The organism is Enterobacter roggenkampii (assembly GCF_001729805.1).
Classification (GTDB): domain Bacteria; phylum Pseudomonadota; class Gammaproteobacteria; order Enterobacterales; family Enterobacteriaceae; genus Enterobacter; species Enterobacter roggenkampii.
Genome location: NZ_CP017184.1, coordinates 3,125,621 through 3,144,614, shown reverse-complemented (window position 1 = coordinate 3,144,614; position 18,994 = coordinate 3,125,621). Strand labels below are relative to the sequence as shown.

Annotated in this window: 16 protein-coding genes; 8 read left to right on the top strand and 8 right to left on the bottom strand. The window is 56.3% G+C overall.

Annotation, left to right across the window (positions count from 1 at the left end):
* Window positions 1–14 precede the first annotated feature (14 nt).
* The 4 genes from mepS to BFV67_RS14720 all read right to left on the bottom strand — a co-directional run bounded on the left by mepS (window position 15) and on the right by BFV67_RS14720 (window position 4,322).
* A complete protein-coding gene (gene mepS, locus BFV67_RS14735; RefSeq protein WP_008500946.1) occupies window positions 15–584 on the bottom strand; it encodes a bifunctional murein DD-endopeptidase/murein LD-carboxypeptidase in 570 nt (189 codons plus the stop codon).
* Window positions 585–999: 415 nt separating this feature from the next.
* Window positions 1,000–1,713: a phosphatase PAP2 family protein gene (locus tag BFV67_RS14730; RefSeq protein ID WP_023618663.1), complete on the bottom strand. Its 714-nt coding sequence runs from the start codon at window positions 1,711–1,713 to the stop codon at window positions 1,000–1,002.
* 33 nt (window positions 1,714–1,746) lie between these two features.
* Window positions 1,747–2,733, bottom strand: a complete 987-nt coding sequence (locus tag BFV67_RS14725; RefSeq protein WP_008500943.1) for a CobW family GTP-binding protein — start codon at window positions 2,731–2,733, stop codon at window positions 1,747–1,749.
* A gap of 122 nt (window positions 2,734–2,855) precedes the next feature.
* On the bottom strand, window positions 2,856–4,322 hold the full coding sequence (locus BFV67_RS14720; protein ID WP_069598562.1) for a mannitol dehydrogenase family protein: 1,467 nt from the start codon (window positions 4,320–4,322) through the stop codon (window positions 2,856–2,858).
* A 203-nt stretch (window positions 4,323–4,525) separates the two neighbouring features.
* On the opposite strand from BFV67_RS14720, the gene uxuA reads away from it, so the two are divergent.
* Window positions 4,526–5,716, top strand: a complete 1,191-nt coding sequence (uxuA, locus tag BFV67_RS14715) for a mannonate dehydratase (RefSeq protein ID WP_069598561.1) — start codon at window positions 4,526–4,528, stop codon at window positions 5,714–5,716.
* Between the two features lie 117 nt (window positions 5,717–5,833).
* Here the strand turns inward: uxuA and yeiP are convergent, their stop codons facing one another.
* Entirely contained in the window at window positions 5,834–6,406 is a 573-nt protein-coding gene (gene yeiP, locus BFV67_RS14710; RefSeq protein WP_008500940.1) for an elongation factor P-like protein YeiP, read from the bottom strand.
* Window positions 6,407–6,570: 164 nt separating this feature from the next.
* On the opposite strand from yeiP, the gene BFV67_RS14705 reads away from it, so the two are divergent.
* Window positions 6,571–6,825, top strand: coding sequence for a YkgJ family cysteine cluster protein (locus BFV67_RS14705; protein WP_021241515.1), 255 nt, complete (start codon window positions 6,571–6,573; stop codon window positions 6,823–6,825).
* Here the strand turns inward: BFV67_RS14705 and setB are convergent.
* Window positions 6,822–8,003, bottom strand: a complete 1,182-nt coding sequence (setB, locus tag BFV67_RS14700; protein WP_069598560.1) for a sugar efflux transporter SetB — start codon at window positions 8,001–8,003, stop codon at window positions 6,822–6,824. The genes BFV67_RS14705 and setB overlap by 4 nt on opposite strands.
* Window positions 8,004–8,364: 361 nt before the next feature.
* On the opposite strand from setB, the gene fruB reads away from it, so the two are divergent.
* The 3 genes from fruB to fruA are packed head-to-tail and all read left to right on the top strand — an operon-like array spanning window position 8,365 to window position 12,135.
* Window positions 8,365–9,495, top strand: coding sequence for a fused PTS fructose transporter subunit IIA/HPr protein (gene fruB, locus BFV67_RS14690; RefSeq protein ID WP_039025028.1), 1,131 nt, complete (start codon window positions 8,365–8,367; stop codon window positions 9,493–9,495).
* On the top strand, window positions 9,495–10,433 hold the full coding sequence (gene fruK / locus BFV67_RS14685; protein ID WP_008500936.1) for a 1-phosphofructokinase: 939 nt from the start codon (window positions 9,495–9,497) through the stop codon (window positions 10,431–10,433). Before fruB ends, fruK begins: the two co-directional genes overlap by 1 nt.
* 16 nt (window positions 10,434–10,449) lie before the next feature.
* A complete protein-coding gene (gene fruA / locus BFV67_RS14680; protein ID WP_069598559.1) occupies window positions 10,450–12,135 on the top strand; it encodes a PTS fructose transporter subunit IIBC in 1,686 nt (561 codons plus the stop codon).
* A gap of 45 nt (window positions 12,136–12,180) precedes the next feature.
* On the opposite strand, the gene nfo is transcribed toward fruA, so the two are convergent.
* Window positions 12,181–13,038, bottom strand: coding sequence for a deoxyribonuclease IV (gene nfo, locus BFV67_RS14675; RefSeq protein ID WP_023294038.1), 858 nt, complete (start codon window positions 13,036–13,038; stop codon window positions 12,181–12,183).
* Window positions 13,039–13,102: 64 nt separating this feature from the next.
* On the bottom strand, window positions 13,103–14,149 hold the full coding sequence (locus BFV67_RS14670; RefSeq protein WP_069598558.1) for a YeiH family protein: 1,047 nt from the start codon (window positions 14,147–14,149) through the stop codon (window positions 13,103–13,105).
* 97 nt (window positions 14,150–14,246) lie between these two features.
* Between BFV67_RS14670 and yieE the strand changes: the two genes are divergently transcribed.
* The 3 genes from yieE (at window position 14,247) to cirA (ending at window position 18,937) form a co-directional block, all read left to right on the top strand.
* Entirely contained in the window at window positions 14,247–15,113 is an 867-nt protein-coding gene (gene yieE, locus BFV67_RS14665; protein WP_008500932.1) for a DNA-binding transcriptional regulator YeiE, read from the top strand.
* Between the two features lie 158 nt (window positions 15,114–15,271).
* The gene (locus BFV67_RS14660; RefSeq protein WP_008500931.1) at window positions 15,272–16,741 is read left to right on the top strand and encodes an amino acid permease; all 1,470 of its coding nucleotides are present in this window, start codon (window positions 15,272–15,274) and stop codon (window positions 16,739–16,741) included.
* A 225-nt stretch (window positions 16,742–16,966) separates the two neighbouring features.
* Complete coding sequence (gene cirA / locus BFV67_RS14655) at window positions 16,967–18,937, top strand: catecholate siderophore receptor CirA (RefSeq protein ID WP_069598557.1); 1,971 nt, start codon at window positions 16,967–16,969, stop codon at window positions 18,935–18,937.
* Window positions 18,938–18,994 lie beyond the last annotated feature (57 nt).

Genomic DNA, 18,994 nt, shown 5'->3' with positions numbered 1-18,994 from the left:
ATACAATAGTTATATTAACTGCGGGTCAGTACGCGGCGCGCTTCGTTATAACGCTTCTTCCAGTACGGTTCGTTCATGCTGGAAATGGTCACACCGCTGCTGGTGGAGGCATGTACGAACTGGTCATTACCAATGTAGATGCCAACATGTCGACCTGTAGACCCCGCGCGGAACAGAACTAAATCGCCGGTGCGCAGTTTGGTACGTGAAATCGACTTGCCCATCTCCTGCTGTTCATAGGTTGAACGCGGAAGATCTAACCCAAATTGCTCGCGGAACGTACGCTGTACAAAACCGGAACAATCAATACCTGTTTTCGTGCTGCCGCCAAGACGATAACGCACGCCTTTCCAGTCAGCATACTGGTCCATAATGCGGGACTTCACGTCCAGATTACGTACCATATTTTCAAATTCATCCTGAGAGGCTTGCAGTGAAGAGGAATCTTCCATTCCCACAACACGCGTCTCAGGATGCATATTCTTCGCGGTGTTCGATGTACTACATGCAGATAACAGTACCGCGACTGCTATCGCCGGGATCCCCCGCAAGATATATCTCAGAAACGGTTGAGATTTGACCATTTTGTTTATTTTCCCTTGAAGTCCTTAACGACAAATATCGTTATAAAAATGCCAAACGTGACGAGACTAATTATCTGTTCACATCGAGACAATTCTTTCTGGTCACATTTGTGGCATAGCGCACAAAATTATTCACCATCGAAATAATTATCCCTATGGGGCAAAACGAGTTCGAGATTAACCGATTGCCAGGGGTATTGCGAGTAAAAAAAGCCTTTTTTTTATAAGAAAATGTGATACAGAAAGTAAAAATCCGTAATTGCTTAAAATGCGGTCAGATCCGACGCGTGATCGCGCAATTGCTTCATTTTTATCATGAATGTGATGACAGGAATATGACAGAGGGAAAAGATCGTGACGGGAAGGCTATCGGGGATCATGTCGATCCCTGATAGCTCACGTTAATTTAGGTTAGTTATTTGTTTAATTGTTGTTGCGCTCTACCGGGAAGATAGCGATCGAACAACGCTATTATCCTGTCGCTCAGCGGGGTCATTAAACACCACGGCAGCGCAATCAGCGCAACGGAGAGCGAACCGACAGCAATATCGGTGAACCAGTGAGCGCCAATCATTACGCGCGGGAAGGCAAAAACCACAAAAATAATCAGGGCTATGGCAAACGCTTTTCGGCCGAAATAGCGAAGCATGACTGCGGAAAAAATGAGCAGCATCATGCCGTGATCGCCGGGGAAACTGTCCTTCGACGCATCTTTTGTTGGAATATGCAGCAGCTCACTGACGCGATAAATATCGGTGAAAAAGAGCGTAGGGCTGGAACGCTTAACCGGAATAATCGCGGTAGCCAGCTGATTAATGACGACAGCAAACAGCAGCATTACCAGACCGATAATCAGAATACGCCGACGTCCCGCTTTATCCTCTTTCAGCCAGAAAGAGAGCATCAGGCAGCCCATGGCCAGCAGCGAGAAGCCGTCGAAGGCGCGGTTGTTGGTGATGGCCACCAGCCACAGGAATGCGTCGCTCTTCACCAGCGCCTGGTTGAAGAAGTGAAAGATGCCAGAATCCAGGGGGAACCAGAAACCATGATTCGCCGGGATATACCAGGAGAAGAAAAGCGCCAGACCGGCGACATTAAGCAGTAATATCAGGGGAAATCGAGTTGTCATAACGTTCTGCATAGAGTGAAAACTGGGGCAACGTTAGCCGCCCGAACTTAAACGAATCCTCAACAGGCTGGACTGGAGGGCATTCCAGTCGGCGTTAACCGCACTAATTAACTCTATTCTGCTGTCAGGCGGCGCCACGTTCTGCGTTTCAATGAAGAAATCGTCGCCCTGGCGGTTGATCCGCACCAGTCCGTCCGGCGTGCGCATGATCCCTTTCACGCGATCGACGGGCGCAAGGCGGGCCCACTCCAGAATCCCGATAGTATCGAAAACGGTCTCAGCATCGAAAATCCATCCGCAGGCCTGGTATCCCTGGCCGCTGTTCAGGTTACGACGCCAGCGCTGGTGCTCCGGCAGGCTCAGGGCTGCCAGACCCTGCTTAACCGGATGGCTGTGCGCATGATCCGCACTGGCAGGCAGCTCGGTGAGGTTCAGACGAGGCAGGTCAAGCAGGGTGCTATCAATATTCCCCTGGGTGGTCTGCACCCGCGTGCGATTGCCGCCAAAATGTTGCCACCACGCCTCCAGCGCGGCCTGGCTTTCAGGCGTGGCGCGATCTTCCTTGTTGGCGACGATAACGTCTGCCGAGGCGAGCTGATCGCGGAAGTTCTCGTTGGCCACCGCCTTGTCATCCAGAAGCTGACGCGGATCGAGCAGGCACAGTGTGGCGCGCAGATCGATCCACGGCTCGTAAACCGGGGCGGTCAGTAAATCGAGGATCTGCTTCGGGTGGCCCAGCCCGGTCGGCTCAATCAGCAGGCGGTCGGGTTTGCCCTGACGCAGCAGGGTATTGAGCCCCACCTGCATCGGCAGGCCATTGACGCAGCACATGCATCCGCCGGGGATCTCTTTAATCATCGCGCCGCTGGATGACAGTAACGCGCCGTCAATGCCCACCTCGCCAAATTCATTGACCAGCACGGCCCACTTCTCGGCCGGATCTTTATTCGCCAGCAGGTGGAGAATTGAGGTGGTTTTACCGCTGCCGAGAAAACCGGTGATGAGGTTGGTTTTGGTCACGTGCGCTCCAGATGAGAATGATGATGCGATAACACTGTTCTCTATCCTGGCGAAAAACGTGACCTGTGAGAAGGGGAAGGGCGAACGGAGGCTTTATCCGTTCGCGTTAAGCGCAACAATCGTTAAATATTTAACGTTTCGATAACAGCCTGACGTGCGCCGTGACGGGTGATGCGCTGATAGGCCTGGCTAACAGCCTCAACAAAAACACGATTGTGCGCGAGATCGTGACCAAACACTTCGCTCAGCCCCAGCAGCGCGGGGACGCGGTCGATGTCGCTGCTGGCGTTGACGATCGTGCGGATTTTATCGCTGAGGGGATCGCGAACGTCAATCGCGTTGCCGCGCTCGTCGGTGCCGCTGACGTAGCGTATCCAGCCTGCCACGCCCAGGGCCAGCAGCGACCACGGCGTGTTTCGCTCAAGATGAACGCGGATCCCGTCCAGCATTCTTTGCGGAAGCTTCTGGCTACCGTCCATCGCGATTTGCCAGGTCCGATGCTGGAGGGCCGGGTTGGCAAAGCGTTCGAGCAGGCTATCGGCATACGCGGTGAGGTCGACATCCTTAATCCGTAACGTGGGGGCCTGCTCGTTCAGCATCAGCCGACGGGCGGCTTCTCGGAACGCTGTGTCCTCCATGCATTCATTAATATGCGCGTAGCCGGCAAGATACCCGAGATACGCCAGGAAAGAGTGGCTGCCGTTGAGCATGCGTAATTTCATCTGCTCCCACGGCAGAACATCCTGCACCATCTGGACACCCGCCACTTCCCACTCGGGACGGCCGGCGACAAAATTATCTTCTATTACCCACTGAATGAACGGCTCGCAGCTGATGGCGCACGGATCTTCCACGCCGAGCGCGTCGGTGATTTCCGCCAGCGAGGCCTCCGTCGCGGCGGGAACAATCCTGTCGACCATCGTTCCGGGGAAGCTTACGTGGGTATCGATCCATTCAGATAACCCTGCGGAACGTTTTTGCGCCATGCCGAGCACGGCGTTTTTCACCACGTGCCCGTTGTCCGGGATATTGTCGCAGGAGAGCACGGTAAAGGCGGGCAGGCCGCGCTCGCGGCGGCGGTGGAGCGCTTCGACCAGGATCCCAGGGGCGGAATGTGGCTCTGAGGGGTTTTCAAGGTCGTGGACGATCCGGGGGTTATTCAGGTCGAGTTTCCCGGTCGCGGGATCGATGCAATAGCCTTTCTCTGTGATGGTGAGCGAGACAATCGCGACCTGAGGCTCGCAAAATTTCTCAATAATGGCGGGCAGGGAGTCCAGCTTTGCGTTCAGGCATTCATGGACGGCACCGACGATAATCGCTTCATTTCCTTCAGCCCCTTTTTCCAGCACGGTGAACAGATGATCCTGCGCGCGCAGCTGGTTCATCAGCACGTCGCCGCTGAAGAGGCTAATCTCACAAATCCCCCAGTCGCCGCCTTTTTCATTCAGCACCCGATTTGTTAACAAGGCCTGGTGCGCACGGTGAAACGCGCCAAAGCCAAAGTGGACGATGCGGGAGCGCAGTTGCTGACGATCGTAGCGCGGTTTCTGAACCCGGGCAGGAAGGGGGGTGGACGCAATTGTCTTCATGAGATACACCTGATTAACCATTAATTAACAATGCCAGTGTAAAGTTATATGACAGCAAATAAAATTGGTGAGCCGTAAATATCCCCGTTATGTGAGTTTGATCAATCAATGTGTGGCGGTGTATTGACCCTTCGCGGTAAACATGTATGGTAGTCGTCATTGTAGTAACGCATATTGGTATAACAACTTAAGAGGGTGAGGCAATGGAACAAACCTGGCGTTGGTACGGGCCGAACGATCCGGTTTCTCTTGATGATGTGCGTCAGGCTGGCGCAACGGGTGTCGTCACGGCGCTGCATCATATTCCTAACGGTCAGGTCTGGCCGGTAGAGGAAATCCAGACGCGTCAGGCGCTGCTGGCGGAGAAGGGATTAACCTGGTCTGTGGTGGAAAGCATTCCGGTTCACGAAGACATCAAAACCCATTCCGGCGAGTATCAGACCTGGATTGCCAACTATCAGCAGAGCATCCGTAACCTCGCGGCCTGCGGTATTGATACCGTTTGCTACAACTTCATGCCCATTCTGGACTGGACGCGTACAGACCTCGAATATCAAATGCCGGACGGCTCAAAAGCGCTGCGTTTCGATCAGATTGCCTTTGCGGCATTCGAACTGCACATTCTGAAACGCCCTGGCGCAGAAGCGGATTACACCGCTGAAGAGCAGCAGCAGGCGCTCCAATGGTTCAATGCCGCCAGCGACGCGGATATCGAAAAGCTGACCCGTAATATTATTGCGGGCCTGCCGGGTGCCGAAGAGGGGTATACGCTGGATCAGTTCCGCGCCCGCCTGGCGGAGTACGGCAATATTGATAAGCAGCAGCTGCGTGAAAACATGGCGTATTTCCTGCGCGCAATTGTGCCGGTCGCGGAAGAGGTGGGGGTTCGCCTGGCGGTACATCCGGACGATCCACCGCGTCCTATCCTCGGCCTGCCGCGTATCGTGTCCACGATTGAAGATATGCAGTGGCTGAAAGAGACGGTCGACAGCATCTATAACGGCTTCACCATGTGTACCGGCTCCTACGGCGTGCGGGCGGATAACGACCTGGTGCGGATGATTGAAACCTTCGGCGATCGCATCCACTTCACGCATCTGCGCGCGACCTGCCGTGAAGAGAACCCAAAAACCTTCCACGAGGCGGCGCACCTGGGCGGTGATGTGAATATGGTCGCGGTGGTAGACGCTATTCTGGCGGAAGAGGCGCGTCGCAAGCAGGCTGGCGATGTGCGTCCTATCCCGTTCCGTCCGGATCACGGACACCAGATGCTGGACGATCTGCGTAAGAAAACCAACCCGGGCTATTCGGCGATTGGCCGTCTTAAAGGGATGGCGGAAGTGCGCGGCGTTGAGCTGGCGCTGAAGATGACGAAGTATCCGGAGCTGCTGTAACCGGAATTGCCGGGTGGCGGCTTCGCCTTACCCAGTCTACAAAAACACAAAAACCGGCTTCTGGGCCGGTTTTTTCGTAGGTCGGGTAAGCGTAGCGCCACCCGACAAACGCCGCAATCAGTCAGCGCGACCCATATAGCGTTTTTCTTCGATATGGATGCGGATTTTCTCGCCAGCAGAAAGGTATTCCGGCACCTGCACAACCAGGCCGGTGGTCAGGGTAGCCGGTTTGTTGCGGGCACTGGCGGATGCGCCTTTGATGCCTGGTGCGGTTTCAACGATTTCCAGATCGACGGTCTGAGGCAGTTCCAGCGCCAGCAGCACGCCGTCCCAGGTCAGAACCTGCATATCAGGCATACCGCCTTCCGGGATGAACAGCAGCTCTTCTTCAATCTGGTCTTTGGTGAAGATATACGGGGTGTAATCTTCTTTGTCCATGAACACATATTCGTTGCCGTCGATGTAGGAGAAATCAACATAGCGACGGGTCAGGGTCACGGTATCGACGATATCGTCACCTTTAAAGCGCTCTTCCACCTTCAGGCCGGTACGCACATCGGCGAAACGCATTTTGTACAGCGTAGCTGCACCACGGGCGCTTGGTGCCTGAATATCGATATCTTTCACAATCAGCAGTTTGCCGTTGTAATTCAGTACCATACCTTTCTTAATTTCGTTCGCTCTTGGCATTGCAGTAATCCTGTTTACGGGAGGTAAAAAATATCGCGCCAAATTACTCGCGCGCGGCCTTTCAGGCAAGAGGAATTCGTGGCTTTTGCTATCAATACACAAAAGGTGTTACTGTGCGCGCGATGCCCGACCGTACGGGCATTCGCCAGCGGAAGAGAGCATTTATGGATTGTCGTCCCGATTGTGGCGCGTGCTGTACTGCACCGTCCATTTCAAGCCCCATTCCAGGAATGCCCGAGGGCAAACCTGCCAATACCCGCTGCGTTCAGCTCTCGGAAACGAACCTGTGCATGATCTTTGGCTCACCGTTGCGCCCGAAGGTCTGCTCCGGGCTTCAGCCCACGGCTGAAATGTGCGGCAGCACGCGAGAGCAGGCGATAACGTACCTTCTTGAGCTGGAAGCGCTAACCGCGCCTTAAACGTCTTTAATCCTCGCCAGGCAGCCAATCGTCAGCGTACACATCACCAGCGCAATCCAGAACACCGTGTGATAGTTCCAGATTTCGGCCACGACACCGGCCATTGAACCGGCAATAATCCAGCCCACGCGGGTGGTATTAGTATAAAGGGTGGTGGCAGAGCCTGCCTGGCCCGGCATCAGATCCTGGAAATAAAGCATGCCTATCCCGGCGAGAATACCAATATAGATAGCGTTCAGCAGCTGTAACGCCAGCAACAGCCCCGGCGTATGTACCGTCAGCATGCCGATATAAAACAGCAGACCGGCGACGGCGGCGATGCGCATTAAAAAACGTTTCCCGAAGCGCTTTGCGTAATAGCCTGCGATCAGCATGGTCGGGATCTCAAGCCCGGCTGCGGTGCCCATCATGATGCCCGCCAGCTTCTCCGGCAGGTGCAGTTCATTAATGATAAACAGCGGCATATTGATGATATAGAGGCTATTGGTGCCCCACATCAGCGTGCAGATCGCGAACAGGAGCAGGGCATCGCGGCGGTTACGGCGCGGCGCTTCCAGCACACCTGTTGCCACCTTGGGCTCTTTGCGCATGGGCGGCAGGAAGAACCACACCAGCGCGCCGCACGCCACAAACGCGACTGCCGCGCTCAGGTACATCACCGTAAAGCCAAAACCCATCGCCAGCGCGTAGGCCAGCGGCGGGCCAATCACCCACGCCAGCGACACCTGTGCACGCAGGACAGAGCTGAACATCACCGCTTCACGTCCGGTATGGTCGGCGTGTTCGCGGGCAAGCGCAAACAGCTGTGGGTTAGCCGTCGAGCCAAAGCTGCTCAGGAATACCCCGACGAAAAGCAGAATGAAGTAGTTGCGGTTCCAGGCAAACAGAACGCAGGCCATGACCCCCAGCAGGCAGCAGAAAACGATCAGGCTTTTACGATCGCCTTTTCTGTCGGATCGCCCCGCCAGAAACTGACTGACCAGGATGCCGATGATGGCGCTTCCGGTAAAAAAGAAGCCAACCAGCGCCGGACGAACATGAACCTCATTGGTCAGAAATAAGCTCAGCGTCGGCGTCTGTAACGCACCGGCAATGCCCGTGAAAAAGGCAACAATCAGGAAGGCCGCTGAAGTCAAGTCAAAGGGCTTTGGCGAGGCAGCCGCAGGGGTGTTATGCATGTTTTATAATTAGCGAGTAGCAGAGAGGGGCGGAGTGTACGCCGTCAGCTAAAAAATAAACAGTGGGTGCGGTCAATGATGCCACGAAAAATCAAAATGGCATTTCAACTTGCATCTTACGCTGCTGACCTTAGCTGAAACTGACTTGCTGAACTTCAGCAAAATTCAGCTTAATGAAGAAGAAATGTGCTGTATCTCTAAATTCTGACATCAGAAAGACGAGTTTACTTGCAAGGTACAGCAGAAAGCGCAAGACTTTTTGAAACGTTTCAGCGCTATCTTGTTTTAACAAACGGAGCAGGCTAGCGCATTTTTTCTCATTAAAGCTGAAACGATTCAAGTTCAGCAGGAGTGGAGAACCATGTTCCAGTTATCTGTTCAGGATATCCACCCGGGCGCTCAGGCCGGGGATAAAGAAGAGGCTATTCGCCAGGTTGCCGCTGCGCTTGTGCAGGCGGGTAACGTCGCGGACGGCTATGTCAACGGCATGCTGGCCCGCGAGCAGCAGACTTCAACCTTCCTCGGCAATGGCATTGCCATTCCGCACGGTACCACCGACACCCGCGATCAGGTGCTGAAAACCGGCGTTAAGGTGTATCAGTTCCCGCAGGGCGTGCTCTGGGGCGACGGTCAGGTGGCCTATGTGGCCATCGGTATCGCGGCAAGCAGCGATGAACACTTAGGTCTGTTGCGTCAGCTGACGCATGTTCTGAGCGATGACGCGGTGGCTGAACAGCTTAAATCTGCCACCACCGCGGAAGAGCTGCGCGCCTTGCTGATGGGCGAAAAACAGAGTGAAGCGCTGAAACTGGATAATGAAACGCTGACGCTGGATGTGGTTGCTTCCGATCTGGTGACGCTGCAGGCGCTGAACGCGGGTCGTCTGAAAGAAGCCGGCGCGGCGGATGCCACCTTTGTGACGCGCGTGATTAACGATAAGCCGTTGAATCTGGGTCAGGGCATCTGGCTGAACGACAGTGCTGAAGGCAACCTGCGCAGTGCGATTGCCGTGAGCCGTGCTGCCACGGCGTTTGAGGTAGAAGGCGAACGCGCGGCCATGCTGGTGACCGTGGCGATGGCTGATGAACAGCCGGTTTCCGTGCTGAAGCGTCTTGGCGATCTGCTGCTGAACAACAAAGCTGAAAAACTGCTGAACGCTGATGCGTCCACCGTGCTGGCACTGCTGACCAGTGATGATGCGCTGACGGATGACGTGCTAACCGCGGAGTTCGTGGTACGTAACGAACACGGCCTGCATGCCCGTCCGGGCACCATGCTGGTGAATACCATTAAACAATTTGAGAGTGAGATTACCGTGGCGAATCTTGACGGCACGGGCAAACCGGCCAACGGCCGTAGTCTGATGAAAGTGGTCGCGCTGGGCGTGAAGAAAGGCCACCGTCTGCGTTTCACCGCGCAGGGTGCCGATGCTGAACAGGCGCTGAAAGCGATTGGCGATGCCATCGCGGCGGGTCTGGGGGAGGGCGCATAATGAGCAGACGTGTTGCGACTATTACGCTGAACCCGGCTTATGACCTGGTGGGGTTTTGCCCGGAAATTGAGCGCGGCGAAGTTAACCTCGTGCGTACCACCGGCCTGCATGCTGCGGGCAAAGGGATTAACGTCGCGAAAGTGCTCAAGGATCTCGGTATTGATGTCACCGTGGGCGGATTCCTCGGCAAAGACAACCAGGATGGTTTCCAGCAGCTGTTCAGCGAGCTGGGCATTGCCAACCGTTTCCAGGTTGTTCAGGGCCGTACCCGTATCAACGTTAAGCTGACGGAGAAAGACGGTGAAGTGACCGATCTGAACTTCTCTGGCTTCGAAGTGACGCCGTCAGACTGGGAACGCTTTGTCAACGACTCGCTGACCTGGCTGGGGCAGTTTGACATGGTGTGCGTCAGCGGCAGCCTGCCGTCCGGCGTCAGTCCGGAAGCGTTTACCGACTGGATGACGCGCCTGCGCAGCCAGTGCCCATGCATTATTTTTGACAGCAGCCGTGACGCGCTGGTCGCGGGCCTGAAAGCCTCTCCGTGGCTGGTGAAGCCTAATCGCCGCGAACTGGAGATCTGGGCGGGCCGTAAGCTGCCAGAATTAAAAGATGTGATCGACGCTGCCCATGCGCTGCGCGAGCAGGGTATCGCTCACGTGGTGATCTCGCTTGGTGCAGAAGGCGCGTTGTGGGTTAACGCGTCTGGCGAATGGATCGCCAAACCGCCGTCAATGGAGGTTGTGAGTACCGTTGGCGCAGGGGATTCCATGGTTGGCGGACTGATTTATGGTCTGCTGATGCGGGAATCCAGTGAACATACCTTACGTCTTGCCACTGCCGTTGCTGCCCTGGCCGTCAGCCAGAGCAATGTCGGTATTACCGATCGTACCCAGTTAGCCGCGATGATGGCGCGCGTTGACTTAAAACCTTTTAACTAACAGCAGGAGAGGAATAATGAAAACGCTGCTGATCATTGACTCCGGTCTCGGACAGGCACGCGCCTATATGGCGAAGACCTTGCTGGGAGCGGCGGCGAACAAAGCACATCTCGAGATGACTGATAACCCGGGCGATGCCGAACTGGCCATTGTCCTGGGCGACAACATCCCGGCTGACAGTGCGCTGAACGGCAAAAAAGTGTGGCTGGGCGATATTAATCGCGCGGTGGCACATCCGGAACTGTTCCTGAGCGAAGCGAAAGGTCACGCGTCCGTCTACAGCGCGCCTGTCGCGACGGCACCGGCTGCGGCCACGGGCCCGAAACGCATTGTGGCGGTGACGGCCTGCCCGACGGGGGTGGCTCACACCTTTATGGCGGCTGAAGCCATTGAAACCGAAGCAAAAAAACGCGGCTGGTGGGTAAAAGTTGAAACGCGCGGCTCCGTCGGTGCCGGCAATGCCATCACCCCAGAGGAAGTGGCGGAGGCCGATCTGGTGATTGTGGCGGCAGATATCGAAGTGGACCTCGCGAAATTTGCCGGTAAGCCAATGTACCGTACCTCCACCGGCCTGGCGCTGAAAAAGACCGCGCAGGAGTTTGATAAAGCGCTGGTGGAAGCGAAGCCGTATCAGGCAACCGGCGCGCGCCAGACCGCGACGGAAGGGAAGAAAGAGTCAGCAGGCGCCTATCGCCACCTGCTGACCGGCGTGTCTTACATGCTGCCGATGGTGGTCGCGGGCGGTCTGTGTATCGCGCTCTCGTTCGCGTTTGGTATCACCGCGTTTAAAGAACAAGGTACCCTGGCGGCTGCGCTGATGCAGATCGGCGGCGGCTCAGCCTTCGCCCTGATGGTGCCGGTACTGGCGGGCTTTATTGCCTTCTCCATCGCTGACCGCCCGGGTCTGACCCCGGGTCTTATCGGCGGTATGCTGGCCGTGAGCACCGGTTCTGGCTTTATCGGCGGTATCATCGCGGGCTTCCTCGCCGGTTACGTCGCGAAGCTGATTAGCGCGAAGCTGAAGCTGCCGCAGAGTATGGAAGCGCTGAAGCCGATCCTGATCATCCCGCTGATTTCCAGCCTGGTGGTCGGCCTGGCGATGATTTACCTGATTGGTAAGCCGGTTGCGGGCATCCTGGCGGGTCTGACCCACTGGCTGCAGACCATGGGCACCGCGAACGCGGTTCTGCTGGGTGCAATCCTCGGCGGCATGATGTGTACCGACATGGGTGGTCCGGTGAACAAAGCGGCGTACGCCTTTGGTGTGGGCCTGCTGAGTACCCAGACCTACGCACCGATGGCGGCGATCATGGCGGCAGGCATGGTGCCTCCGCTGGCGCTCGGCCTGGCGACGATTATTGCCCGTCGTAAGTTCGATAAAGCGCAGCAGGAAGGCGGTAAAGCCGCGCTGGTGCTGGGTCTGTGCTTCATCACCGAAGGCGCGATTCCGTTCGCGGCGCGTGACCCAATGCGTGTGCTGCCGTGCTGTATCGCAGGTGGTGCGGTAACGGGTGCAATCTCCATGGCGATTGGCGCAAAACTGATGGCACCACACGGCGGTCTGTTCGTGCTGCTGATCCCTGGCGCCATCACCCCGGTACTGGGCTACCTGCTGGCGATTGTTGCCGGTACGCTGGTGGCGGGCCTCTCTTACGCGGTGCTGAAACGTCCGGAAGCGGAAGTTGTGGCGAAAGCAGCGTAAGCGGTAAGCAAAAAAAAGCCGGGTGCTGATGCAACCCGGCTTTTTTTATGCCGCCTGTTCAGCGGTTTGCTGTGCCTTCAGCCAGGCAATCTCTTCTGCCCAGATGTCCGGATTGATGGTTTCCAGCACCATCGGAATACCGTCGAAGCGAGCGTCCTGCATGATAAAGCGGAACGCATCGTGGCCAATGTTGCCTTCGCCCAGGCTGTGATGGCGGTCAACGCGGCTACCAAAGGCGCTTTTCGCATCGTTTAAGTGCATTCCACGCAGATATTTAAAGCCCACAATGCGCTCGAACTCATCAAACGTGTTTTTTGTTGCCTCGGTGGTGCGCAGGTCATAACCGGCGGCAAACGCGTGGCAGGTATCAATGCACACGCCGACGCGGGATTTGTCCTCCACGCCGTCGATAATCGCCGCCAGATGTTCGAACTTAAAGCCGAGGTTGCTACCCTGACCAGCGGTGTTCTCAATCACCGCCGTCACGCCTTTGGTTTTATCCAGAGTGATGTTGATGGACTCCGCAATGCGCGCCAGGCAGGCATCTTCGTCGATCTGCATCAGATGGCTGCCCGGATGGAAGTTCAGCAGCGTCAGCCCCAGCTGTTCGCAGCGCTGCACTTCATCCAGAAACGCCTCGCGGGATTTTTCCAGCGCCTCTTCAACCGGGTGACCGAGGTTGATCAGGTAGCTGTCGTGGGGGAGGATCTGGCCGGGCCCGTAGCGGTATTTCTCACAGGCGGCTTTGAAATCATCAATCACCTCAGCGGTGAGCGGTGCGGCGCGCCACTGGCGCTGATTTTTGGTGAACAGGGCGAAAGCGGTCGCCTCAATTTCGGCGGCGCGAATGGCGGCATTCGCAAGGCCACCAGCAGCGCTAACGTGCGCTCCAACATATTTCATAAAGGGACTCCTGTTAACCCGAAATGCCTATGATAGCGGGTTAACAGGAGAAGGATGTAGTGGTTTATGCCATCAGGCTATGGACCGCGAGGTTAATTGCGCCACCGCCGACAATCAGCCAGATGAAGAGCACCAGCGCCATCAGCAGCGGTTTCGCACCGGCTTTTTTCAGCGCGCTGACGTGCGTGGTCACCCCCAGCGCCGCCATGGCCATCGCCAGCAGTACGGTATCCAGCGTCACCAGCATATCCACCACCGCTTTCGGCAGCAGGTGGAAGGAGTTAAAGATAGCGACCACGATGAACAGGATCGCAAACCACGGAATGGTGATTTTGCTCTTCTCGCTGCCGCCAGCCGGTGCCAGCTGTTTAACCCGTGCCGCCAGGAAAATCAGGAACGGCGCCAGCATCATCACGCGCAGCATTTTGGCAATCACCGCCGCGTTTTCAGCGTCCGGGTTAATGGCGTGTCCTGCTGCGACCACCTGGGCCACTTCGTGCATGGTCGAGCCGATATAGATGCCGTAGGTTTCCGGGCTAAACCAGTGGGCGACCAGCGGATACATGGCCGGGTAGAGGAAAATCGCCAGCGTACCGAAGATCACCACCGTCGCGACGGCAACCGTTACCTTGCTGGCTTCGGCTTTCACGACCGGCTCCGTTGCCAGCACCGCCGCTGCGCCACAGATACTGCTCCCGGCACCGATCAGCCAGCTGGTTTGCCTGTCCAGGCCAAACACTTTCTGACCGATAAAGCAGGCCAGTAAAAAGGTGCTGGTCAGGGTCAGAACGTCGATGGCGATCCCGCTCGCACCCACATCCGCAATCTGCGAAAAGGTGAGACGAAAGCCATAAAGAATGATCCCAAGACGCAGCAGATGCTGCTTGGCAAAGATTACGCCGCCGTCGCAGGATCTCCAGATATGTGGATAAACGGTGTTACCCACGACCATGCCGAGCAAAATGGCGAGCGTCAGCGCGCTGAAACCCGCGCCGGCGATGGCCGGGATGCTGCCGCCCCACAGCGCGACGGCGGTCACTGCGGCGCTGAGCGCAAGACCCGGCACGAAGTGCCACACTGTACGATGATGTTGTAAGGTGATTTCTGACATAACCTTCTCCTTTGTCTGGCTAAAGGTTACGGCGGTCTGGCTTAAAAATAAAATTGATTATATACTTATAATCAATCTATATAAGTGGTAAGCAACCATGCACATTACTTTGCGTCAGCTGGAAGTGTTTGCCGAGGTGCTGAAAAGCGGCTCGACGACCCAGGCGTCACAAATGCTGGCGCTCTCGCAGTCTGCGGTCAGCGCGGCGTTGACCGATCTTGAAGGACAGCTGGGCGTTCAGCTTTTCGACAGGGTAGGGAAGCGTCTGGTGGTCAACGAACACGGTCGTCTTCTTTATCCACGCGCGCTGGCGCTGCTGGAGCAGGCTATCGAAATCGAACAGCTGTTCCGCGAAGATAACGGCGCGATCCGCGTCTACGCCAGCAGCACCATCGGGAACTACATTCTGCCGGAAGTGATTGCCCGCTACCGCCGGGATTTTCCCACCCTGCCGCTGGAGATGAGCGTGGGCAATAGCCAGGACGTCATCAACGCGGTGATCGACTTCCGCGTGGATATCGGCCTCATCGAGGGGCCCTGCCACAACGTCGATATCATTGCCGAGCCCTGGCTGGAAGACGAGCTGGTGGTGTTTGCATCCCCGGCCTCGTCGTTATTGCAGGGCGAGGTGACGCTGGAGCGGCTGGCGCAGGCGCAGTGGATCCTGCGCGAGCAGGGCTCCGGCACGCGTGAAATTGTCGATTATCTGCTGCTGTCCCATCTGCCGCATTTCCAGCTGGGGATGGAATTGGGGAACTCAGAGGCGATTAAGCACGCGGTGCGCCACGGGTTGGGTATCAGCTGTCTTTCCCGGCGCGTTATTGCCGAACAGCTGGAAACCGGATCGCTGGTGGAGATTCCCGTTCCGCTCCCGAAACTGGTGCGCACGCTGTGGTGCATTCATCATCGCCAGAAACACCTTTCCAGCTCCCTGCAGCGTTTTCTGCGCTACTGCGAAATCTGACAGCGTCCCTCACCCCAAAGGGAAGAGGGAAAAATTATGCTTTACTTATAATCCTGGCCGCGTCATGAAGCTCTCTTATAACTGAGTATTTCTGCCGGAAGGAACGCGGATCGTCTGCTACAATCGCGCCTCATTTATTAAATGGACAGCATTTTCATATGGTTTCAGAAATTAAAACCACAGAAGCGCCCACGCTACGTCGTGAACTCAAGGCGCGTCACCTGACGATGATCGCCATTGGCGGCTCCATCGGTACAGGTCTTTTCGTTGCCTCTGGCGCAACGATTTCGGCAGCCGGCCCGGGTGGGGCACTTTTCTCTTATATCCTGATTGGCCTGATGGTGTACTTCCTGATGACCAGTCTCGGCGAACTGGCCGCGTACATGCCGGTATCCGGTTCGTTCTCGACCTACGGTCAAAAATACGTTGAAGAAGGCTTCGGCTTCGCGCTGGGCTGGAACTACTGGTACAACTGGGCGGTCACCATCGCCGTTGACCTTGTCGCCGCACAGCTGGTGATGAACTGGTGGTTCCCGGATACGCCGGGCTGGATCTGGAGCGCCCTGTTCCTGGCCGTCATCTTCCTGCTGAACTACATCTCCGTGCGCGGTTTCGGCGAAGCGGAATACTGGTTCTCTTTGATCAAAGTGGCAACCGTCATCATCTTTATCGTCGTCGGTGTGGCGATGATCGTTGGTATTTTCAAAGGCGCTGAACCTGCGGGCTGGAGTAACTGGACAATAGGCGATGCGCCGTTTGCCGGTGGACTGTCGGCAATGATTGGCGTGGCAATGATTGTCGGTTTCTCCTTCCAGGGAACCGAGCTGATTGGCATTGCTGCCGGTGAGTCAGAAAACCCGGAGAAGAATATTCCGCGCGCGGTTCGTCAGGTCTTCTGGCGTATCCTGCTGTTCTATGTGTTCGCGATCCTGATTATCAGCCTGATCATTCCGTACACCGATCCAAGCCTGCTGCGTAATGACGTGAAAGACATTAGCGTTAGCCCGTTCACGCTGGTCTTCCAGCACGCCGGCCTGCTTTCTGCCGCGGCAGTGATGAACGCCGTTATCCTGACCGCCGTACTTTCTGCCGGTAACTCCGGGATGTACGCGTCCACCCGTATGCTCTACACGCTGGCATGCGACGGAAAAGCACCGCGTATTTTCGCGAAACTGTCCCGTGGCGGCGTACCGCGTAACGCGCTGTATGCCACAACGGTCATTGCCGGTCTGTGCTTCCTGACCTCGATGTTTGGCAACCAGACGGTGTACCTGTGGCTGCTTAACACCTCCGGGATGACGGGCTTTATTGCCTGGCTGGGGATTGCCATTAGCCACTATCGTTTCCGCCGTGGCTACGTCAAACAGGGTTATGACGTTAACCAGCTGCCGTATCGCTCAGGGTTCTTCCCGCTGGGTCCCATTTTCGCCTTCATTCTGTGCCTGATTATTACGCTGGGACAGAACTATGAAGCGTTCCTGGCGGACACCATTGACTGGGGCGCCGTCACGGCAACCTACATTGGTATTCCGCTGTTCCTCGTCATCTGGTTTGGTTACAAGCTGACGAAAGGAACACACTTCGTTCGCTACAGTGAAATGGAATTCCCGGAACGATTTAAACAATAATCGCACTTCCTCTCTCTTTAGCCCGCTCGTTTGAGCGGGCTTTTTTATTTCCGCCCCCTGAAACAAAGATATATTTCTTAACAATTTAATTGATAATAATTATCGTTTGCTTTATCGTTATCAAAAATAAGCGTGTCACCGACCCACCGGAGATGTGGGCGGCAAGGAAGACGCTGTGAGCAATGATGATTTGATTGAGTTGTATTTACCTCATGGAGATATGGAATGTTTAGGTTGAATCCCTTCGTCAGGGGAGGACTTTGTGCGTCCGCAATGTCCCTGGCCCTGCCTGTTATCGCAGCGGAATCCGGCGACACAATGGTTGTCACGGCTTCCGCGACCGAGCAAAACCTGAAAGACGCACCGGCAAGCATCAGCGTGATTACCCAGGAAGATTTGCAGCGCAAACCCGTTCAAAATCTGAAAGATGTGTTACGGGATGTGCCGGGCGTGCAGCTCACGAGCGAAGGGGACAACCGTAAAGGGGTAAGTATTCGCGGGCTGGACAGCAGCTACACGCTGATCCTGATCGACGGCAAGCGCGTCAATTCCCGTAACGCAGTGTTCCGCCATAATGATTTCGACCTCAACTGGGTGCCGGTTGACGCCATCGAACGAATCGAAGTCGTGCGTGGGCCGATGTCCTCGCTTTATGGCTCCGATGCGCTGGGCGGCGTGGTGAACATTATCACCAAAAAAATCGGCCAGAAATGGACGGGCACCCTGAGCGCTGATTCCACAATTCAGGAACATCGCGATCGTGGTGATACGTACGACGGCCAGTTCTATACCAGCGGTCCGCTGGTGGACGGCCTGCTGGGGCTGAAAGCCTACGGTAGCCTAGCAAAGCGTGAGAAAGACGGTCAGCAGAAATCTTCTACCACGGCGAGCGGTGAAACACCGCGCATTGAAGGCTTCACCAGCCGCGATGCGAATGTGGAGTTCGCCTGGACGCCGTCTGAAAATCACGACTTTACGGCGGGCTACGGTTTCGACCGTCAGGATCGTGACTCGGATTCCCTCGACAAAAACCGCCTTGAGCGTCAGAACTACTCTCTCAGCCACAACGGCCGCTGGGGCGTCGGCAACAGCGAGCTGAAGGTTTACGGCGAGAAGGTGGATAACAAAAACCCGGGCAACAGCAATACGATCACCTCCGAGAGCAACGCGGTGGACGGGAAATACGTGCTGCCGCTGGGCGACATCAACCAGCTGATGACCTTCGGCGGCGAATGGCGTCACGATAAGCTTAAGGATCCGGTCAACCTGACGGGCGGTTCCGGCAGCAGTACGTCGACAAGCCAGTATGCCCTGTTCCTGGAGGATGAGTGGCGGATTTTTGAACCTCTGGCGCTGACCACCGGCATCCGTATGGACGACCATGATACCTACGGCGACCACTGGAGCCCGCGCGCCTATCTGGTCTACAACGCGACCGATACCGTCACGGTGAAAGGGGGCTGGGCGACCGCGTTTAAAGCGCCGTCACTGCTGCAGCTGAGCCCGGACTGGGTCACCGGCTCGTGCCGCGGTGCCTGTGAGATTGTCGGTAACCCGGATCTGAAGCCGGAAACCAGCGAGAGCTTCGAATTCGGCCTGTACTACAGCGGGGAAGAGGGCTGGTTAGAGGGCGTGCAGGCCAGCGTGACCACCTTCCAGAATAACGTCGATGACCGCATCAGCATCAGCCGTACGGCCAATGCGAAGCAGGCGCAGAGCTACCCTAACTACGTTGGCCTGAATGCGGACGGTGAGCCGATATTCCGCTACTACAACGTCAACAAGGCGCGCATCCGCGGGGTGGAGACCGAGCTGAAATTCCCGCTGGCGGACGACTGGAAAGTGACGCTGAACTACACCTACAACGACGGTCGTGATATCAGCAACGGCGGCAACAAACCGCTGTCCGATCTGCCGTTCCACACGGCCAACGGGACCGTTGACTGGAAGGCGACGCAGGACTGGTCGTTCTATGTTCAGGGCAACTACACCGGTGAGAAACGCGCGCTGACCAGCAGCGACCCAACGCCGGGTGGCTATGTTATCTGGAATACCGGCGCCGCGTGGCAGGCGACGAAAAGCGTGAAGCTGCGCGCGGGCGTGCAGAACCTGCTGGACAAAGATCTGAGCCGCGACGATTACAGCTACACGGAAGATGGCCGTCGCTACTTTGTCGGCGTGGATTATAAGTTCTGATGTAGCCATGTGCCGGGTGGCGGCTGCGCCTTACCCGGCCTACATAAGGGCACAGGC